An 18,620-nucleotide genomic window follows, 5' to 3' on the forward strand; every position below is an offset into this window, starting at 1 on the left:
GCGGCAAATCGAGAATGTCGCCGGAGGGTGGCTATCATAACCGCCCTGCCCGCAGGCACAAATCCGGCCAATTTCAGTTGCGGCAAAAATGCAATAGATTAACGCAAGGATGAAATGTGCTTCGTGGACTCATCGCCTATCATATAGCCTTCGCCGATCAAATAACCATTACGGGCGTTTGACTCCAACCAGCTATTTTCATATTTGGTCCCTAAAGAAAACGAACCCAAATGAATCAGCAAAACACCGTGCGTGTCTGGCAAAAAGCCATAACGATTCCTACTTACGGAATTGGCGATCCCGATCCAAATCCGATGTTTCTCGAAAAACGAGTCTATCAAGGATCTAGTGGTGCCGTTTACCCGTTGCCAGTCGTTGACAGCATCGATGACGAAAAAAACGACCGGGTTTGGCAAGCGGTGTTCTTGGAGAATGACTATTTAAGAATCATGGTCCTGCCGGAGCTGGGCGGGCGAATTCAAATGGCTTTGGACAAAACAAATGACTACCATTTTGTCTACTACAACCATGTCATTAAGCCTGCGCTTGTTGGATTGACTGGTCCATGGATCAGCGGCGGGATTGAATTCAATTGGCCGCAACACCACCGCCCCAACACCTACGGACCGGTCGACTTCACTATCGACGAAAATAAAAACGGCTCTCGCACCCTTTGGTGTCATGAAATCGACCGCATGCATCGCACCGAAAGCATGCACGGTTTAACGCTGTATCCCGATCGAGCTTTTTTGGAAATTCAAGCGAAACTCTATAACCGAACCACACAACCACAGACATTCCTGTGGTGGGCCAACCCAGCGATCGCGGTCGACGACAACCACCAATCGATTTTCCCACCGGACGTCAATGCGGTGATGGATCATGGTAAACGCGATGTATCGAGCTTCCCGATCGCAACCGGAACCTATTACAAGGTCGACTATTCCCAAGGTCCCGAAACCTTTCAAGGCAAATCGGGCACTGATATTTCGCGGTACCGGAACATTCCCGTTCCAATGTCCTACATGGCGCACAAGAGTGAGTACGATTTTGTCGGCAGCTACGACCATGGCCGACAAGCGGGACTGCTGCATATCAGCAGCCATCACACCAGCCCCGGCAAAAAACAATGGACCTGGGGCAACGGCGAATTCGGCCAAGCCTGGGATCGCCATTTGACGGATGAAGATGGCCCCTATATCGAGTTAATGTGCGGCGTTTACACTGACAACCAGCCCGATTTTTCCTGGTTGATGCCGGGCGAGCAGAAAACCTTCACGCAGCACTTCATGCCATACAAAGGTGTCGGCGTCATCGGCAACGCAACGATCGATGCCGCCGTCGGAATGGAGGTTGACGATTCGACGGCCGTCGTCCGTGTCTACACCACCGGATGTCACGACGGAGCGAAAGTGTCACTGACTCGTAACGACAAAAAAATCGGTGAAGTCGTTTTTGACGCATCACCTAAAACGCACTTCGAACATGAGTTCTCTGTGCCGAGCGATTGCAAAGCAAGTGATTTGACGGTGCGTCTTCTTCGCAGCGATGGCCTAGCTTTGGTTGCCTGGACGCCGCCTGGTGAGCAAAACCAAAACGTGCCTGAGCCTGCTAAAGCAATCGATGAACCTGAACAACTCGATTCGACCGAGTCACTGTTCTTGGCGGGCCAGCATATCGAACAATATCGTCATGCCACCCGCCGCCCGATGCCCTACTATGACGAAGCACTGCGTCGGGATCCTGGTGACATTCGTTCGAACAATGCTAAAGGGAAACTGCTGCACCGGCAAGGTTGTTTCAAGGAAGCAATCGGCTATTTCGAAAACGCAGTCGACCGAATGACCCGCCACAACCCAAATCCGTACGACGGCGAACCGTTGTACAACTTAGGCCTATCACTTGTGATGCTAGGACAGTTCGCTAAAGCGTATGACGCGTTTGCGAAAGCGACGTGGAATGCCGCATGCCGCCAATCGGCCTCTTTTCAATTGGCAAGGCTTGCCGCACGCCGCAACGATATCGGTGAAGCGGTTCGGCTGTGTCATCAATGTGGCGTTGATCATATTCAGGCAATCCATCTCAGCACATACTTGGCGAGAGATTATCCGAAGTTCGATGCGATGCTCGAATATCCTTTGAGCCAAAACCCCTTCAATTTTGGCGTATTGTTCGAGCAAGCCATTCGCAATCAGAATTTCGAAACCTACAACGCTCGAACTCGCGATGACCAAAACACGGCTCTCGAATTGGCGATTGATTACGCTGCCTTTGGTGCGTTTGACCGAGCCGTCTTGGTGCTGGAACATTTGCTAACGCGAGTGGAATCGGCATCATCGATGGTCTTTTACCACTTGGCGCACTACCTCGATCAACTAGGACGATCCGATGAAGCCGCGGCGCAGCGTCAATCGGCCATGGAACATGCCGCCGGCGACTTGTTCTTTGCCAACAAGCTCGAAGACATCCCCGTCCTACAATCAGCAATGGAAGCGGACTTCCAAATGCCCTCAAACGATGGGGCCAAAAAAACCAACATCGTCCGTGGTGACTCGGTCGCAGCCTACCAACTTGGCAACTTGTGGTATGACCGGCGACAATACAACCGCGCGATTGAATGTTGGCAACGTTCGCGTGACTTGAATCCTGAGTTTCCAACCGTGTGGCGAAACTTATCGTTGGCCTATCTCAACCATCGCGACGACGGCTCAGCAGCTTGGGATGCGATGAACCGAGGCTTCGAGCTAAATCCGGAAGATGCTCGAGTGCTATTTGAACTCGATCAATTGGCGATGCGTCTCGGCCATGCTCCCGCCGATCGGCTCGCTCGCCTGCTGCAATATCCATCGTTAGTCGAACGACGCGATGATTTGTTCCTGCAAAGGATCACGCTACATAATTTGGTGGGTGAGTACCAAGTTGCCCTGGACCTGCTTCGATCGCGACATTTCCATCCTTGGGAAGGTGGTGAGGGGAAGGTGCCCATCCAATATGTTGTCGCCCTGACACAGCTTGGACGTGCGGCGATTGAGAACGGTGACCACACGAGGGCGATTGAGCTGCTTGAGCAAGCCTTGGATTGGCCCCAGAATCTCGGCGAAGGAAAGCTGATTGGGGCCCAAGAAAACCACGTCCACTTCATGCTCGGCTGTGCCTGCGAAGCGATTGGCGAATCGGACCGTGCCCGAGAGTGGTTTCTTCGTGCAAGCGAAGGTTTGAGTGAACCGACCTCGGCGATGTATTACAACGACCAACCACCCGATTCGATCTATTACCAAGGACTTGCTCAAGCCAAATTGGGCAACAAAGATCAAGCAACGGAGCGATTCGATCGGTTGATCAAGTACGGCCAGAAGCACTTGGATGACAAGATCACGATCGATTATTTTGCCGTTTCGCTTCCTGACTTCTTGGTGTTCGACGCAGACTTGGATCAGGGCAACCAGGTTCACTGTCGCTACATGATGGGTCTCGGCTTCCTAGGACTTGGTTTCTTGGGACAAGGGAACCTCGAAGCTGCCAACGAGCAATTCGACCAGGTATTGAAGCTGGAACCTGCACACCTCGGCGTACTGACACACCAAGTGGCGTTAGCGTAAATTGTCGTCCGTCATCGAATATCCGATGACAGACAAGTATCTGTTTTGAGTTGACGTTTTGTTTCCGAGCACACGCTCGCGACTTGCGGCCACGCCGCCATTCCAATTTTTCATCCCTTCTTATTTGGATTTTTGCGGTGCCTTACACTTCGCCGACTGAAACATCGTTGTCGTCATCCGATTCGGTCACTTCGACGTACAACATGGGATTCATCTGGTTGATCTGCTTTGTGGCGGCGATGGGTGGCTTGCTATTCGGTTATGACTGGGTCGTCATCGGCGGAGCCAAGCCGTTTTACGAGCCTTACTTTGGCATTTCAGATTCGCCGATGCTGCAAGGTTGGGCAATGAGTAGTGCCTTGGTCGGCTGTTTAGTCGGCGCCGTCATTAGCGGCGTCCTCGCCGATCGCCTCGGACGCAAACGCTTGCTCGTATTTTCCGGGTTCCTATTCACGCTTTCGGCGATCGGCACGGCAATGGCATCGGACTTCACTTGGTTCAACGTTTTCCGGCTCATCGGCGGTGGTGGCATTGGCTTGGCGTCAAACCTGTCACCAATGTATATCGCAGAAATTTCGCCCGCGGATACTCGTGGCCGTTTCGTGTCGATCAATCAATTGACGATCGTGTTCGGAGTTCTAGGTGCGCAAATCGTCAACTTGCTGATTGCCCAAGACGTTCCCGACGGCGCGAGTGTCGATGTGATCCGTGAATCGTGGAATGGGACGGATGGTTGGCGATGGATGTTTGCTGCGGAAACCGTTCCGGCAACGGCTTTCTTTTTGTTGATGTTCTTTGTTCCGGAAAGTCCACGATGGTTGATCAAGGACGGGCAAGATGAACAGGCCCGCGGCGTGCTCACGCGCGTCGGAGGCAAGGATTACGCGGATCAAGAATTGGCGGATATCAAGAACACGATTGGACTAGAAGAAGTCGCCCAAGTTCACTACAGCGAACTACTCGAACCGAAAATTTTCAAAATTTTGGGGCTCGGTGTTTTCTTGGCTGTCTTTCAACAATGGTGTGGAATCAATACCATCTTCAACTATGCCCAGGAGATCTTCGCAGCAGCCGGTTACGGCGTAGGTGCGATCATGTTCAATATTGTGATTACTGGGATTGTCAATTTAGTTTTCACGTTTGTCGCAATCTTTACGGTCGACAAGTTCGGACGCCGTGGGTTGATGCTACTGGGGTGTGCCGGCTTAGCCAGTATCTATGCCTTGCTTGGTGCTTGTTACTACACCGAGACTCGCGGCGTATTGATGTTAGTTCTCGTTGTTAGTGCAATTGCCTGTTATGCGATGTCGCTAGCGCCAGTGACATGGGTGGTGTTATCGGAAATTTTCCCCAATCGAATTCGCGGTGCCGCGATGGCCGTCGCCGTTTTTGCACTATGGTTAGCCTGCACGCTACTGACGTTCACCTTTCCGCTGCTTAACAAGGCACTTGGCGTGTACGGAACCTTTTGGCTCTACGGTGGCATTTGCGTGATTGGATTCTTGGTGATTTACTTTAAATTGCCGGAAACCAAAGGCAAATCCCTCGAAGCAATCGAACGGGAAATGATGAAGGACTAAGAGAATGTCCTGCATACAAACGCGATGAGAACGGCGACCTCGCGGACGCAACTCGAAAGGCGAGTTTGCGAGTTTGCCAGGTTCGAATGGGGCGATTTCCAAAAGTAGCTCGGTTCGCCCGGGCTACTGCTACCAACCGAACATGAAACTGCTAAACTTTCGAAGCAGTCATTCTCTGTTCTAGCGAGATCCACTGGGGCCCGCTTTTTTTCCGCGTTCACTACGAGTTTTCTTCATGCCTGCGATTGATGCTAAGACGATCGTTTGTGCCCTGTTTGGCCACCCCGTTGGCCATTCCCTTTCGCCTGCAATTCACAATGCGGCGTTTGAGGCACTCGATTTGCCCTACGTGTATGTTGCACATGACGTCCAACCAGGTCAAGTTGGCAAGGCACTCGATGGCGTCCGGGCGATGGGCTACCGCGGCTTGTCAGTGACGATCCCCCACAAAGTCGAGGCGATGCAAAACGTCGATCATGTCGACCCGACGGCGATGGGTATCGGTTGCATCAACACGGTCGTCAACGAGAACGGCAAACTGCTCGGTTACAATTCCGATGGCCTCGGGGCGTTGAACGCGCTTCGCGATGCCGGCGCAGACCCGGAAGGAAAAAGGGTCGTCGTACTGGGATCCGGCGGAGCGGCTCGAGCGATTGCGGTGACGCTATCCTGTGAAGCACCGCCCGAGCAACTGTCCATTTTGGGTGTCGCCCAAGACGAACTTGAACAATTGGTTGCCGACGCTAACGAACGAGGAAAAGCCAATGTGGTCGGATTGGCCTTGAACGACGACACGATGAAGCGTGAAATCGCCCAGGCCGACATCGTCATGCATTGCTCGCCAATTGGGATGCATCCCAAAGAAGACTCTAGCTTGGTCCCCCCCGATTTCCTTCGAAAAGGGTTGGTTGTCTTTGACGCCGTCTACAACCCACGTCGGACAAAGTTGCTGAAAGACACCGCCGCAGCGGGTGGAACGCCGATCGAAGGAATCGAAATGTTTTGCGGCCAAGCGTTCGTTCAATTTGAATTGTGGACCGGCAAAAAAGCACCCCGTGATGTAATGCGAAAAGTGGTGGAGGCGAACCTATGAATGTCGTCCTAGTAGGATACCGAGGCACCGGAAAAAGTGCGGTCGCAAAATTGCTCGGTAACGCCCTCGGTTTAGAAGTCGTCAGCCTCGATGAAGAATTGGTCAAAAAGGCGGGCAAGGTGATTCCCGAAGTCGTAGAGGAACGCGGTTGGCCCGGATTCCGCGACTTGGAAGAGGAGATCGTTCGAACGTTTGCCGCTCGTGATGGTTTGGTGATCGATTGTGGTGGCGGAGTCATTGAACGCGAAAACAACTTTGCATGCTTGCGAGCAGCAGGTCCAGTGGTGTGGCTTAAGGCTTCACCGGAAAAGATTGTCGAGCGAATCGGTGGTGACAATCAACGCCCTTCGCTCACCGGGACCAAGAGTTTTACCGACGAAGTCGTCGAGGTGCTTGAGCGACGGACGCCTTTGTATGAGCGAATTTCACACCATGGTGTGGATACCGATTCAATGTCGGTCGAACAAGTTGCTGCGAGAATCCAAGAATTGCTCGCTTAACGCCGAGCTTAAGTCAAAACTTGTGATGATTCTTGCTCGTCCCCGACAATTTTTGGTCCCGACCAAACGTTGCAGATCCCCTTTCTAACCGGACCCTAACGGGGGCGATACTCGCCATCGAGACGATAGCGAGATTTCTTTGCCGCGCCGCTGCGCTTCGCCGGCTTGCGATCGATATTGACACCCCGACTTCAAAAACTATAGTCGCCGCTCAACGATTCTTGTCCGTGACCCTACTCAAAAAACTTCATGCTCAACTTTTTTCGGTCGCAATCCGCGACGGCGAAGGACGACGTCCTTTCCGGTTTGACTGTCGCGCTAGCCTTGGTTCCCGAAGCGATCGCGTTTGCCTTTGTCGCCGGCGTCTCGCCAATCATTGGTCTCTATTCCGCGTTCTTTATCGGATTGATCACTGCGATTTTCGGTGGTCGACCTGGAATGATTTCGGGTGCAACGGGTGCAATGGCAGTCGTGGTCGTCGCGCTCGTAGCAACCCAAGGGATCGAGTACTTGTTCCCGACCGTCATCCTTTGCGGATTGATTCAAGTCATTGTCGGAACAGCACGCTTGGGAAAACTGATCCGTTTGGTTCCCCATCCCGTTATGCTGGGCTTCGTGAACGGTTTAGCGATCGTGATCGGAATGGCTCAATTTAGTTCGTTCCAAACCTACGATTTTGCTGCTGGCAAATTGACGATGTTAACCGGCATGCCGTTGGTGCTGATGTTGGCTATGGTCACACTGACAATGGCCATCATTTGGCTGTTGCCCAAATACACCAAATCGATCCCAGCGTCGTTAGTCGCGATTTTGTCCGTCACGTTCCTGTCGCTTGCGGTTAATGCTGCGTTTGCATCAAACGGTACGAATGTCATTGCGACCGTCGGCGATATGCTGACCACCAAGGCAACTGCGGTCGCTGCGGACCCGATGAATGTCGACCCTGTCTCGATCAGTGGCGGGTTACCACGACCGTTCTTTTTGCAGTACTCCGTTCCCCCCATGACGCTCGAGACGTTGTGGATTATTTTCCCCTTTGCACTCACGTTGACAGGCGTCGGTCTAATCGAATCCTTGATGACATTGTCTTTGATCGACGAGATCACCGAAACACGCGGTCGAGGCAATCGGGAATGCATCGGCCAAGGCGCGGCGAACATCGTTTGTGGCCTGTTCGGCGGAATGGGCGGATGTGCGATGATTGGTCAATCGCTAATCAACGTCAATTCGGGTGGCCGAGGCCGCTTGTCCGGCATCACGGCAGCGGTTTGCTTGCTGCTTTTCATCCTGTTTCTTGCTCCCTTGATCGAACGAATCCCAATGGCCGCCTTGGTGGGAGTGATGTTCATGGTGGTAATCGGAACGTTCGAATGGGCGTCGCTGAAAATGTTCCATCGAATGCCTCTGAGCGACATGGCGGTAATGGTTTTAGTCGCGGGATACACCGTTGTGATGCACGACTTGGCGTCCGCCGTGATTTTGGGCGTGATCGTTTCGGCGTTAGTTTTCTCATGGAAACACGCGTTGCACTTGGGAGCGGACATCCAAACGAATGAATTCGGCAGCAAGATTTATCAGTTGCACGGACCGCTGTTTTTCGCATCGGTGTCGTCGTTCAAAGAGATGTTCGATCCAGCGAGTGACCCTGATGATGTGGTGATTGATTTCTATTACACGCGTGTGTACGACCAATCGGCACTCGAAGCAATCAACATGTTGGCCGAGAAATATCAATCACTTGGCAAACGTTTGCATCTAACGCATCTAAGCAGCGAGTGCCGCAGCTTACTCGACCGCGCAGGCCACTTTGTTGAAGTGAACGTCTCCGAGGATCCGCAATACCATGTTGCGACCGATCGGTTGGGCTAACGTCGCATTGTCGAAAAACCCGTCATCGCCTATCAGTCAATTGGCACTGGTCGATATTCACCGACCACGCGGCGCAAGAACTGCATAGCATATTTGCCAATTCGGGATTGCAAAATCTTCGGATGTCCACCGACCCCGGTGGCACTAATCTGTGATCGACCGTCTGGGCTAACCACCAACAGCGTCACATCGGCCATCGGTAAACCACAGCCCTTTTGACCAACGATTTGGTCGTCACGAATCTGGGGATACTCGCTGACCAATAGCAGCCAATCGGCTCCGAATCGCGACTTGAAATCCAAAATGGCTTCATCAAAAGAATCGGCCCCTGCGATTTCTTGCAGATCCGTTTTCGTCGCCAACGACAAACCACCGCGGTAAGCAGGGGTTTCACCCAGCGACGCGAACCAGTCACCAAGTGGCGCAGCATACCCGAGTTCGACCACCATTAGCGATTCTTTGCGTGCTTGAAGCATTGAATCGATCGCGTGATATTGCTCAAACTGTTCACCATCACCATAGTACAAATCAGAGACTCGCGTAAGGATTTCGGCCTTCGTATCCACTAGCATGCTGTCGCACTGGTCAACCGATTGACCGGCTGCGGTGATGCGGAGCGAGATGGTCGCGGCACTAACGGTGATGCCCACCCGCGGCATTCGATCACGTGAGATCATCTCGCCCAATCTCGATTCCATGTCGCTTTCGCCCGTACCGAAGAACTTCATCACGAGACTTCGAATCACTTGGCCACCACCAACCATATCCATGATCGCCGGAGCAACCGAAGCATCGAACATCGGCTTCATCTCGGCTGGCACTCCCGGCAGCGAAAAAACGCGGCACGGGTGCCTGGATAGATCACCCAAATTATCACCCTCTGATGCAACCGACGGATGAATCGTGATGTCAATTCCGGGCGCGGTCCCATCAGGATTGGGGATCATTTGGCTCGAACGCGGGAACATCGCTTGCAAGCGATTCCGTTCGGACATCGGTCGTTTCCGATTTTGAAAGATCGACTCGATATGATCCATCGCTTGTTGGCGAAATTCCAACGGTTCCCCAGCAGCCTCGGCTAGCGCTTCGCGGGTCAAATCGTCTCGCGTCGGCCCAAGCCCACCGGTACACACGACCAAATCGACTCGCCGTGCGGCGGTACGAAAGACATCGATATTGTTCGCCAACGTATCAGCGACAGTGGTATGAAAAGCAACTTCAATCCCTAATTCACCAAGTCGTTGGCTAAGCCATTGAGAGTTGGTATCGAGTCTAGCGCCGCTGGTCATTTCATCGCCAATCGAGATCACCTCGGCAACTCGTTTGACGGCATTATCGGGGTTGGACGTATCGCTCATGGGTCATTTCACGTGTGAAGGATGAAAAAAAGATTGTAGGCGATAGGACAATCCGAAGGAGGAGGGGGCTATTGGTGATTCGCATACTTGCGAGGCGAAAGAGAGGACAACTGTGCGGGTGTGCAACCTTCAAAGGCGATTGCCAGAGTTTGTGATTCCTGTGATCTTTGGTGGCGGAACTGGACAACACCATTTGGACAACACCATGTTGTCCCGTGGGCGATCACCAAGATTACTATTAAGATGGCCATCCGCGTTGAACGCCTTTTTTGCCACCCCATAACCGCTCAAACACAAAATGATTGAACTTGGCGTCAATATTGACCACGTTGCAACCGTCCGACAAGCTCGCCGCACGTACGAACCCGACCCGGTAATCGCCGCGGCGCTCGCCGAACAGGGGGGAGCCGATGGGATCACGTTCCACCTTCGGGAAGACCGACGCCATATCCAAGATCGCGATGTCGAAGTACTGATGAAAACAGTGTCGGTCAAAACGAACATGGAAATGGCTTGCGACGATGTCGTCCTCAAAATCGCATGCCAACTCAAACCGACTTGGGGGCTGCTGGTCCCCGAAAACCGTCAAGAAGTGACGACCGAAGGTGGACTCGACGTGATCGCCGATTCGGGACGGATCAAGAATGCAATTAAGCAATTGAAAGACGCGGGCATCTTAACAAGCCTATTTATCGACCCTGATCCGGCTCAGGTGCATGCTTCGGTTGAATTGGGTGTCGACGCCGTGGAATTGCACACTGGCCCCTACGCATTGGCCAAACACGATTCCGTAGCCTTAGAACTTGCTCGACTGCAACAAGCCGGCCGAACAGCAAGTGATGCGGGAATTCGGCTGCACGCCGGACATGGACTTAACTACGCGAATGTCCGCCCAATCGCGGGATTGCCGAATATGACCGAAATGAATATCGGCCATTCGATCGTCTCGCGAGCCGTGATGGTAGGGATGCGAGAAGCGGTCGCCGAAATGCGGCGAATTCTCGATTTGGCGGGCTAGACACCTATCAAGCCTCTCGGAATCTCAAGCCTCTCGGAATCGCTACCGAGATTTCGGCACCACAGCGCCGCCTTTTGCTTTGCACAAAAGGCGACATTGAATCGATGCCTAACTCCAGTTGCCGGCAATATCGTCGGCGAGCAGGTCCAGCAGGTCGTCATCGTCGTCTGCATCCGTCGAAGCATTGTCAGAAATCGAAACACTGGCGAGTGCTTGGCTACTTGACGTGTCGACGGAAACGACCTTCTCGGAAGTGGACAATTCGGCGAACACCGAATCGCTAGGAACTTCGTCACTGGTTGCGACTGAACCATTTGACGGAATTGCCGCTGCGATCTGCTCACCTTGACCACTGACACCACGGTCGTTTTGCGTCAAGAAGTTGATCACCTGCAATGCATCCATTGCCGTCACAGCGTTATCGCCGTTGACGTCAACAAAATGCTTGATAGCGGTCGCTTCACCTTGAGCAGCCGCTGCATTTTCGGCACTCAGGCGATTGATGATCAACAAGGCATCGATCGGGCTAACGTCGCCGTCGTTGTTGACATCTTCGCCCCACAAGTAATTGTGCTCAGGCAATTCGCCCTGCGGACCATTGACGTTGAAACTGAGTGATTCGTAGGTGATCTTGTCGGTGGGGACCACAAGTGTGGCACCATCGGCCAACAACGTGTCTTGGAACGGTGAGAAATCCGCTGGGGAACCGACGATATTGATCGGCCCCGGTGCGATCACATCAAAGTAAACAACTGCCATCGTTGCCGGATTGCTGCCGGTTTGGTTTGGTCCCTTAATTGAGAACGTACCAAATTCGTCAATGATGCCTGGTCGGTAAGCGACGCCCACGGCACCGTCACGGTTGAACTCTTCACCAATTTCGACATCAAAGTTAAAGTCGTCAGTCGTGATCGTGTTCGCTGGAGCGACCGTGTTCGAGGTATAGAGCATGTCCAAGAACCCGGCGTAGACAAAGTTCGGAGTCGCACGGAGATCTTCAAGATCGACCTGGACACCGAATCGATCACCGACGCTCAAGTCATTTCCGTTGATGGCGTTTCCATTGTCGTCGACCAATGCCAAGCCAATCCGGACTTCATCGTCTGCTGCGGCATTGCCATAGGCGATCGTGACTTCAGCCGTTGTCGCGAAGCCTCCTTCGGTAACCACCAAGTACGTGAACTCGTCATATCCGCTCGCCCCTGCATCGACGAAGGGACGGTAGATGAAGAAGTCATCGTTCAACGTCGCAGTACCATTGGTACTGCGTTCGACGAGCCCTTCGCTTGGCCCGCGAATGGCTTCGAATTCGGTAATCGTTTGGCCAACGAATTGGTCATTGTCGAGAACACGTAGAGTCGAACCGACGCCTTGCGCGATCGTGGCACCTGCCGAGTCAACGCCGTTCATGAACCCGTCATCGATAGCACCGACAAAGGCACCTGTGCCAGGGAAGATCTCAATCGAATTGCTACCCAAGCGAATCTGGCTGGTCGGAACTTCTTCGTCCACGCCAATCAACAGGGTTTCGCTTTGCGCGTCTTCGGTCGGGTTGGTTTTAAAGGTTGCAACGCCAACTTCGGTCGCTTCAAACGTGATCGTGAATAATTCGACCGGGCCATCATGTGGAGTTTGATCCTTCGTGCTTCCCACTTCATCGATCAAACCAGGCGTATCGGCGACACCTTGGCTGAACCCACCGAAGAACGGACCAAACGTGATGTCAAAATCGAAACCGGCTCCCGGGTTCGAAGTGACCGTTTGAACCAAACCGTCGTCGTACAGCAAATCGATAAATGCCGCTGCCACGCCTTCGGGATTGCGAAGGTCGTTCGGATCCAGTTCATCAACGGAAACGCGAACATCAAACCGATTCAACGAAGGGTTGTTACTGTCCAATCGCAAGCTTTGGATAGGAACACCGTTGATCGGATCGAGGAACTCGATCGAGTATTCAACCACGTCGTCCGCTTCGGATTGAGGCAAAATATTGATTGTCACGTTGGCGGTTGATATTTCACCGTTACCGTCTTGGATCGTGTAACTGAACTCTTCGGTTCCGCCGAAACCATTTCGTGGTGTGTAGTAGAGCGATTGTCCGCCACCCACCTTGGTGATCGTGCCGCCGGCACTACCGGGCGTTGTACTGATGATGACTGGCGAGCCGCCTGTCGTGCTGGTCAAGTCATTGGCAAGCACATTCACTGCGTTTTGGGTGGAATTCATCGCAAAGAAATGCGTGTCGTCCACGGCGGTCAAGTTCTCGGACAAGAACGAAACTTGGACGTTCACAATCGCACTGTTGCGATTGCCGAACGCGTCGACGACCGTATAGCCAAACGAATCGTTTCCGATAAAGTTTGTCGCGGGAGTGTAGTAAACCGATCGACGATCATTGGCAACCACGACGGTTCCACGTGTACCCGTTTGGTTCAACGTTTCGATCGTCAACTCGTTGCCGGCCGTCTCAAAGTCATTCGCCAGCGGGAAGAGTTGATTTGCCAAGCTATTGCGGGCAACGAATTCGTCATCGTTATTGGCGACATTGGCCGTCGGCAATACCGAGACGCGATGATCCTCGACTTCACCCGTTTCGCTAAACCCACCGACACCGAGGCCAGGCGTTTGGCTGAGACGGAATCGTACGAAAGTATCCCCCAATTCGGCGTTGGCAGGAACGTCGACGTTGACGCTGCGAGTTTGGCTACCGACTTGGGATGTGACTAGGCTATCGACTAAAAAGTGTTCGCCCGCACCGCTGAAGGTGCCGTCGCCGTCGAAGTCCATAAAGGCTTGAAGGTAGGCGAGTGAACCGGAATTGTTCGTCAACGTCACTTCAAATTGGCCGGTGGAACCAAGACCAAATGGTGACGCTTGGCGAACGCCATCTTCGTCATCGAAAATCCCGCCGATGATCACCGAACCGGCCAAATCGTCCCCGTCCGCTCCGACGGTAGGTTGGCCATCGATTTCACGATCGACACCGGCACCCAGGTACAGGCCATCGGTGATTCCGTGGCTTGGTCCGCCAACGGCTTCGGTCGTGAGGTACGTGTCCGGCGCGTCGCCGTAGTCTTGGGAGGGTTGGTTGCCAAAGTTGTAGTTATCGGTCAATGCGGTGCCGTCATAGAAGACGACATACTCTTGTTCGACGCCACCAGGAAGCGTTTGTTGGAAACCGGGCTCCAACACTTCGCGAATCGTGTAGGTGCCTGGGCCTGGGAAGTTGATCGAATAGGTTCCGTCATCGGCAGTTCGGCTGGCAGGTTCGCCGATGTCAGGACGATTGTCACCATCGAGGTCTAAGTAGATGTATACGCCACCGATTCCGCCTTCGCCGTCATCAAGTTGCCCATTCCCGTTGGAGTCGAGGAACTTGGTACCAGTGATGTCCGATTGGACTCGATGAAAACCAAAGCTGACATTTCCGCCGCTTGCCGTACTCAACGTTTGGCTAGTGCTAGTCGTAGCAACATATTGGGAGGGAGCGACGACCGAAACCACGACGGTTCCTGATGCAGCCGAGAGCGTGTAGGTACCATCACTTGCTGAAATCGATCGCGTTTCTCCGGCATCGAGAACACCGTTGTTATTTGAATCAACAAATACTGTTACGCCACCGATTCCGGCATCGCCAGTGGAACTTCCGTCGCGGTTTGCATCGCTAAAGACTTTGCCAGTCAGCGCCACGCCACCCTGGGTACCGGTTGATAACACGTGCGTAAGAGCTGCGGGGAAGTACTGAGTCCCAAGCAGACCTTCAACGGGAGTAAAACGATCCACGTGGAAATTGGCTTCGGTATCATCCACCGTTCCGAAGATCTGGTCGGGTCCGACGCCCATGCCATAGGCATTGCTGTTAAGTTGACCACCAGAGTCGGTCAATGTACCAACATTGTTTAAGGCATTGGTGTGCCGCATACCGAACAAGTGGCCTGCTTCGTGAACCGAAACAATCGAAATTGCCCGCGCGACTGCGTCAAGAATACTGGCGGATCCGCTGATTGGAAATTGAGTCGCTAAGCCAGCGATGCCGTCAGTTTGAAGAATTGCGACTTCCGACAAATCAAAATTGCCGATATCAATCGACATCGCAATCCCAACCGTAGAGAACCCGTAGTCCGCTGCACTTCCACCCACGATGATACGCGTGACAAGCGGGTTATTGATCCCTGGATCCGGTCGCCCATTAATCGGATCGATATCCATTTCACTATGGAAAATGTCGATTCCATATTCGCCTGCGATTCCACTTGTTGCAAAATCGCCGTTGTTACCAATAGCGGCAACGTCCGAGAACATTTTCTCCACTTGGGAGACCACCGATAGAATCAATTCTCGGTATGCGGCGTCATCTTCAATTTCAATATTGAAATCGGTTAACGAATCTTGAAGTGGTGGAATAATGACACGGCCACCGATCGGAGTGAACCCATCACCACCGGCTACGGCGTTGAACGTGTCAGGTGTAAACGAACCGCCATTGAAATCAAGAAAGATCGATTGCTTCGCGCCTACCGGCAATTTTTCAGTCGTCGGTCGATACGTTCGCAAACCCAATGTATAGGCAGAACCTGATGTGGTTGCGACCACGTCGAGATAGTAGCGTCCATCGGTAGGCACGACTTGAGCAAACACTGCATTACCGGTCGTTTGCAGCGGTGACCCGAGTGAGTACCCAATCTGGGGATCATCAACGCCATACCAAACGCGGCCAGACTCATCGTAAACGGTGTACGAGAACGCAACGCCGTGAGTCGAGATGTCAAGGATGTCCCCCGCTTTCAAATCGAACGCGTACGTATCGATGTCGGATTGGAACCCAATCCCACCAGGTGCCGAACTGCCGAAACTCAAATTTCCGGTCAAGTCAATCGTGCTGCGTTGACCGGCTCCATTACCTAGCGGAATGAACTGAGCCGCATTGATTGAGTCATTCAATCCAAACGTGCCGGCTGTTTCCGCTTCTTGGACAATGTACGCCTCGGTCGCAGCACCAACGTTGCGAGGGCCATCGTAGGTAAACACCTCGCTCGCCGAAACCGTTGGAATCGTCAAGGGTGACACGTCACCAGCGAGCAGTTGACGCTGCTCGAGCCCTTCCATCATCAGTCGGCGATTACGCTTACTGTGTTTGACCCGCTTCCGCGTGGCGCGGCTACGAGAGGGAAGGGATTGGGATGATGGGGTCGGTTCACTTCGTCTGATCATCGAGGGTCTCTTACCAAACGTCTGCCTGAGGTGATGCGAAAGACCAATTCCGGATTTGGCCCTACGCCGCAACCCCAAGGCGTCAAATCAATGACGCGGAGAGGGAAAGGAATATTTGTTAATTTACTCTGACTTCGTCTCAATCACTAGATTTTCGTTTCTCATGCGCTCATCTGTCCAATCATGGCCACATTCGCGTGCAAAAAACTCGAATCCAGTTCTAGCATCGGTCGGAAGGATTGGGTGCCGTTTGTCAATTAGCCAAGGCCTGCCTATCCCGTAACATGGGAACATTAGGAACTACGCGATAAATAGGATGGACAGGTTGGGAAAAGGGACGAGATGCGATTCTAGTTGGCCCCATTGGCGTGTCAACGAAAGGCTTCAAATGGGACGCCAAGTTAGTAAGGAAGTTCCCAGATGCCCCCAAAAATCGGACCGATCATGAGGATTACAAGAGATGTGAGGCGAATCAGTGTATAGGCGTGTAGTCAGGGGGACGGACAAAAGGCGTCTTCGTTAAACTTGCATTCACGATTCTTGCCCCATTTTTTCACTCATTTTCATCTGATCGGAAGAGAGCGTGGTCGGAAAATTGGCGAAGCACGGCCCGAATGGGGGGAACCACATACAGACCAAAACCATATCCAGACCAAGTTGAGAGTTCCGGTTTGCGATTTAATAAGGAGACGCTTTTCCGGTGACCAGAGTTTCCTGACACACCGATATTTTGGATTGTGCACGTTTTGACTTTTGTGACTCCCTGCATTTGGTCGATCCCTAGATAAACATCGTGAGCGGTCCGCGTCTGTATTGCCCCCGTGGCATCGCGTTGGGCTGCGTTTGGGCACACTTGTCTCAGGGGCGTAAACAGGTTGAAAATGTCAGGCAATCTTCGAAATCCAAACGAATCTGTGCAATCTCGCCGTGATATGCTCATCATCGCCTCGGCGCTTTTCGCGGGGGGCGTCGCGCCGATCGGGCTCAGCCATGCGACGGAGATGTCAGCACAAACATTAAGCGTTGACCACACGCGAAACCTGTTTCGCGTGCGAGTCGAAATCGATGCTAAAGGAAACGTGAACGTCCCCAAGAACCCGCTCGTGTCTCGCAAGAGTGATCGGACATTGCCACTGACAAGTAGCGCCGTTTTTGATTACGAAGAACGGTTTCGCCGACCCAACGACGCGGTTGCCAATTCGGTAGTGACGGCTTCGGAACGCCACTTTCATGAAGCCGAAAGCCAAAGCGAAGTCAATCGCTCTCCGCTAGCCGCGAAACTGCGCCCCGAAGTACCGATGGCCATCGTTCGTCGCGATACGTTACCGGAAATCACGTACTCGCCCGACGATTATTTCACTCACGAAGAACTCGATTTACTCCGGATGCCAGTTAGCAGCATTGCGGCAGATTCCCTGTTACCATCAGATCCGGTAGTCAAAGGGGACCAATATGTGGTCGAAGCCGAGAGCATGCGCTCGCTGTTGAATTTGTCGGCCGTCGACCAAAGTGATGTCAAAGGCGAGGTGGTCGCGATGTCGCCCACGGAAGCTCGCCTTCAACTTCGCGGAAATATCGACGGAAGCGTAGACGGGGTACCGACAACCATTCGTATCGTTGGCAAAATGACCTTCGATCGAACCGCTGGCGTGACCACTTGGTTGGCAATCGCCGTTCACGAGACTCGAGAAATCAGCAAAGCGGAACCAGGTTTCGACATTGCCACAACGATCAAGATGGTTCGCAAACCGCTCGACAAACCGATTGCGATGAATTCGCAACCGACCGCAATCGAAATCGAGTCTCCGATTCCCGCGGAACGTCTTTACGTCCAATTGCGCAGCGGTTCCATTGGATTTAGCTCGTTAATGGATCGCCGATGGCGCATGATGAGCGACAAGCCCGGCTTGGTAATGATGCGCATGATTGACAATGACCAAAGCATCGCCCAGTGCGATTTCCGCCAATTGTCGCGGCTTGATGAGAACAAACCGTGGACGATTGAGCAATTTCAACGAGAGATCCGCAAGACGCTTGGCGAGCAATGGCGTGAATTTGTCTCTGCGACCGAGCGTGAAAGCGAAATGGGTTTGCGGGTAATGAGTCTGCACGCTCGCGGCGCGGTCGAAGAGGTGCCGATTGAGTGGGTGATTCAACATTATTCGGATGATTCGGGCCAACGGGTCCTGGCCACGTTTACAATGGAAGCAAATGCGGCTAAGACGTTTGGTGGATCGGACGTCCAATTGTCGAGCACGATGAATTGGATCGAAGTGTCGCCAACGGCGGTGCCAACGTCGCCCGGACTTGCGACTGGCAATGAAGATGCCGTTGAGCGAGTAGGACGCAGTGAAGTTCAATCGGCGAGCGATCGCAAATAACGTTTTGCGAT

General features: G+C 52.9%; 9 protein-coding genes. 7 read left to right on the plus strand and 2 right to left on the minus strand.

What is annotated here, in order from left to right; translation table 11 throughout:
• The first annotated feature begins 230 nt into the window (after nucleotides 1-230).
• From CA13_RS06625 to CA13_RS06645, 5 genes are all read left to right on the plus strand, one after another.
• The gene (locus tag CA13_RS06625; protein ID WP_419194015.1) at nucleotides 231-3,599 is read left to right on the plus strand and encodes a DUF5107 domain-containing protein; all 3,369 of its coding nucleotides are present in this window, start codon (nucleotides 231-233) and stop codon (nucleotides 3,597-3,599) included.
• Nucleotides 3,600-3,736: 137 nt separating this feature from the next.
• Nucleotides 3,737-5,179, plus strand: a complete 1,443-nt coding sequence (locus CA13_RS06630; protein ID WP_473087445.1) for a sugar porter family MFS transporter — start codon at nucleotides 3,737-3,739, stop codon at nucleotides 5,177-5,179.
• Between the two features lie 235 nt (nucleotides 5,180-5,414).
• A complete protein-coding gene (gene aroE / locus CA13_RS06635) occupies nucleotides 5,415-6,272 on the plus strand; it encodes a shikimate dehydrogenase (RefSeq protein WP_146395155.1) in 858 nt (285 codons plus the stop codon).
• A complete protein-coding gene (locus tag CA13_RS06640; RefSeq protein ID WP_146395156.1) occupies nucleotides 6,269-6,772 on the plus strand; it encodes a shikimate kinase in 504 nt (167 codons plus the stop codon). Before aroE ends, CA13_RS06640 begins: the two co-directional genes overlap by 4 nt.
• A gap of 249 nt (nucleotides 6,773-7,021) precedes the next feature.
• Entirely contained in the window at nucleotides 7,022-8,641 is a 1,620-nt protein-coding gene (locus CA13_RS06645) for a SulP family inorganic anion transporter (RefSeq protein ID WP_146395157.1), read from the plus strand.
• A gap of 32 nt (nucleotides 8,642-8,673) precedes the next feature.
• Here CA13_RS06645 and CA13_RS06650 read toward each other — a convergent pair whose 3' ends face one another.
• A complete protein-coding gene (locus CA13_RS06650; protein ID WP_146395158.1) occupies nucleotides 8,674-9,999 on the minus strand; it encodes a competence/damage-inducible protein A in 1,326 nt (441 codons plus the stop codon).
• Nucleotides 10,000-10,297: 298 nt separating this feature from the next.
• Here CA13_RS06650 and CA13_RS06655 point away from each other — a divergent pair, with 298 nt between their 5' ends.
• On the plus strand, nucleotides 10,298-11,017 hold the full coding sequence (locus CA13_RS06655) for a pyridoxine 5'-phosphate synthase (RefSeq protein ID WP_146395159.1): 720 nt from the start codon (nucleotides 10,298-10,300) through the stop codon (nucleotides 11,015-11,017).
• 108 nt (nucleotides 11,018-11,125) lie between these two features.
• On the opposite strand, the gene CA13_RS06660 is transcribed toward CA13_RS06655, so the two are convergent.
• Nucleotides 11,126-16,228 (minus strand): Ig-like domain-containing protein, encoded by a 5,103-nt coding sequence (locus CA13_RS06660; RefSeq protein ID WP_146395160.1) that lies wholly within the window; start codon nucleotides 16,226-16,228, stop codon nucleotides 11,126-11,128.
• 881 nt (nucleotides 16,229-17,109) lie between these two features.
• On the opposite strand from CA13_RS06660, the gene CA13_RS06665 reads away from it, so the two are divergent.
• Nucleotides 17,110-18,609 (plus strand): hypothetical protein, encoded by a 1,500-nt coding sequence (locus tag CA13_RS06665; RefSeq protein WP_146395161.1) that lies wholly within the window; start codon nucleotides 17,110-17,112, stop codon nucleotides 18,607-18,609.
• Nucleotides 18,610-18,620: the final 11 nt, after the last annotated feature.

The sequence above is a fragment of the Novipirellula herctigrandis genome (assembly GCA_007859835.1).
GTDB lineage: Bacteria > Planctomycetota > Planctomycetia > Pirellulales > Pirellulaceae > Novipirellula_A > Novipirellula_A herctigrandis.

Coding starts and splice junctions, on each gene's coding strand:
- CA13_RS06625 (WP_419194015.1), top strand. CDS start 231: ATGAATCAGCAAAACACCGTGCGTGTCTGGCAAAAAGCCATAACGATT.
- aroE (WP_146395155.1), top strand. CDS start 5,415: ATGCCTGCGATTGATGCTAAGACGATCGTTTGTGCCCTGTTTGGCCAC.
- CA13_RS06640 (WP_146395156.1), top strand. CDS start 6,269: ATGAATGTCGTCCTAGTAGGATACCGAGGCACCGGAAAAAGTGCGGTC.
- CA13_RS06645 (WP_146395157.1), top strand. CDS start 7,022: ATGCTCAACTTTTTTCGGTCGCAATCCGCGACGGCGAAGGACGACGTC.
- CA13_RS06650 (WP_146395158.1), bottom strand. CDS start 9,999: ATGAGCGATACGTCCAACCCCGATAATGCCGTCAAACGAGTTGCCGAG.
- CA13_RS06655 (WP_146395159.1), top strand. CDS start 10,298: ATGATTGAACTTGGCGTCAATATTGACCACGTTGCAACCGTCCGACAA.
- CA13_RS06660 (WP_146395160.1), bottom strand. CDS start 16,228: ATGATCAGACGAAGTGAACCGACCCCATCATCCCAATCCCTTCCCTCT.
- CA13_RS06665 (WP_146395161.1), top strand. CDS start 17,110: ATGTCAGGCAATCTTCGAAATCCAAACGAATCTGTGCAATCTCGCCGT.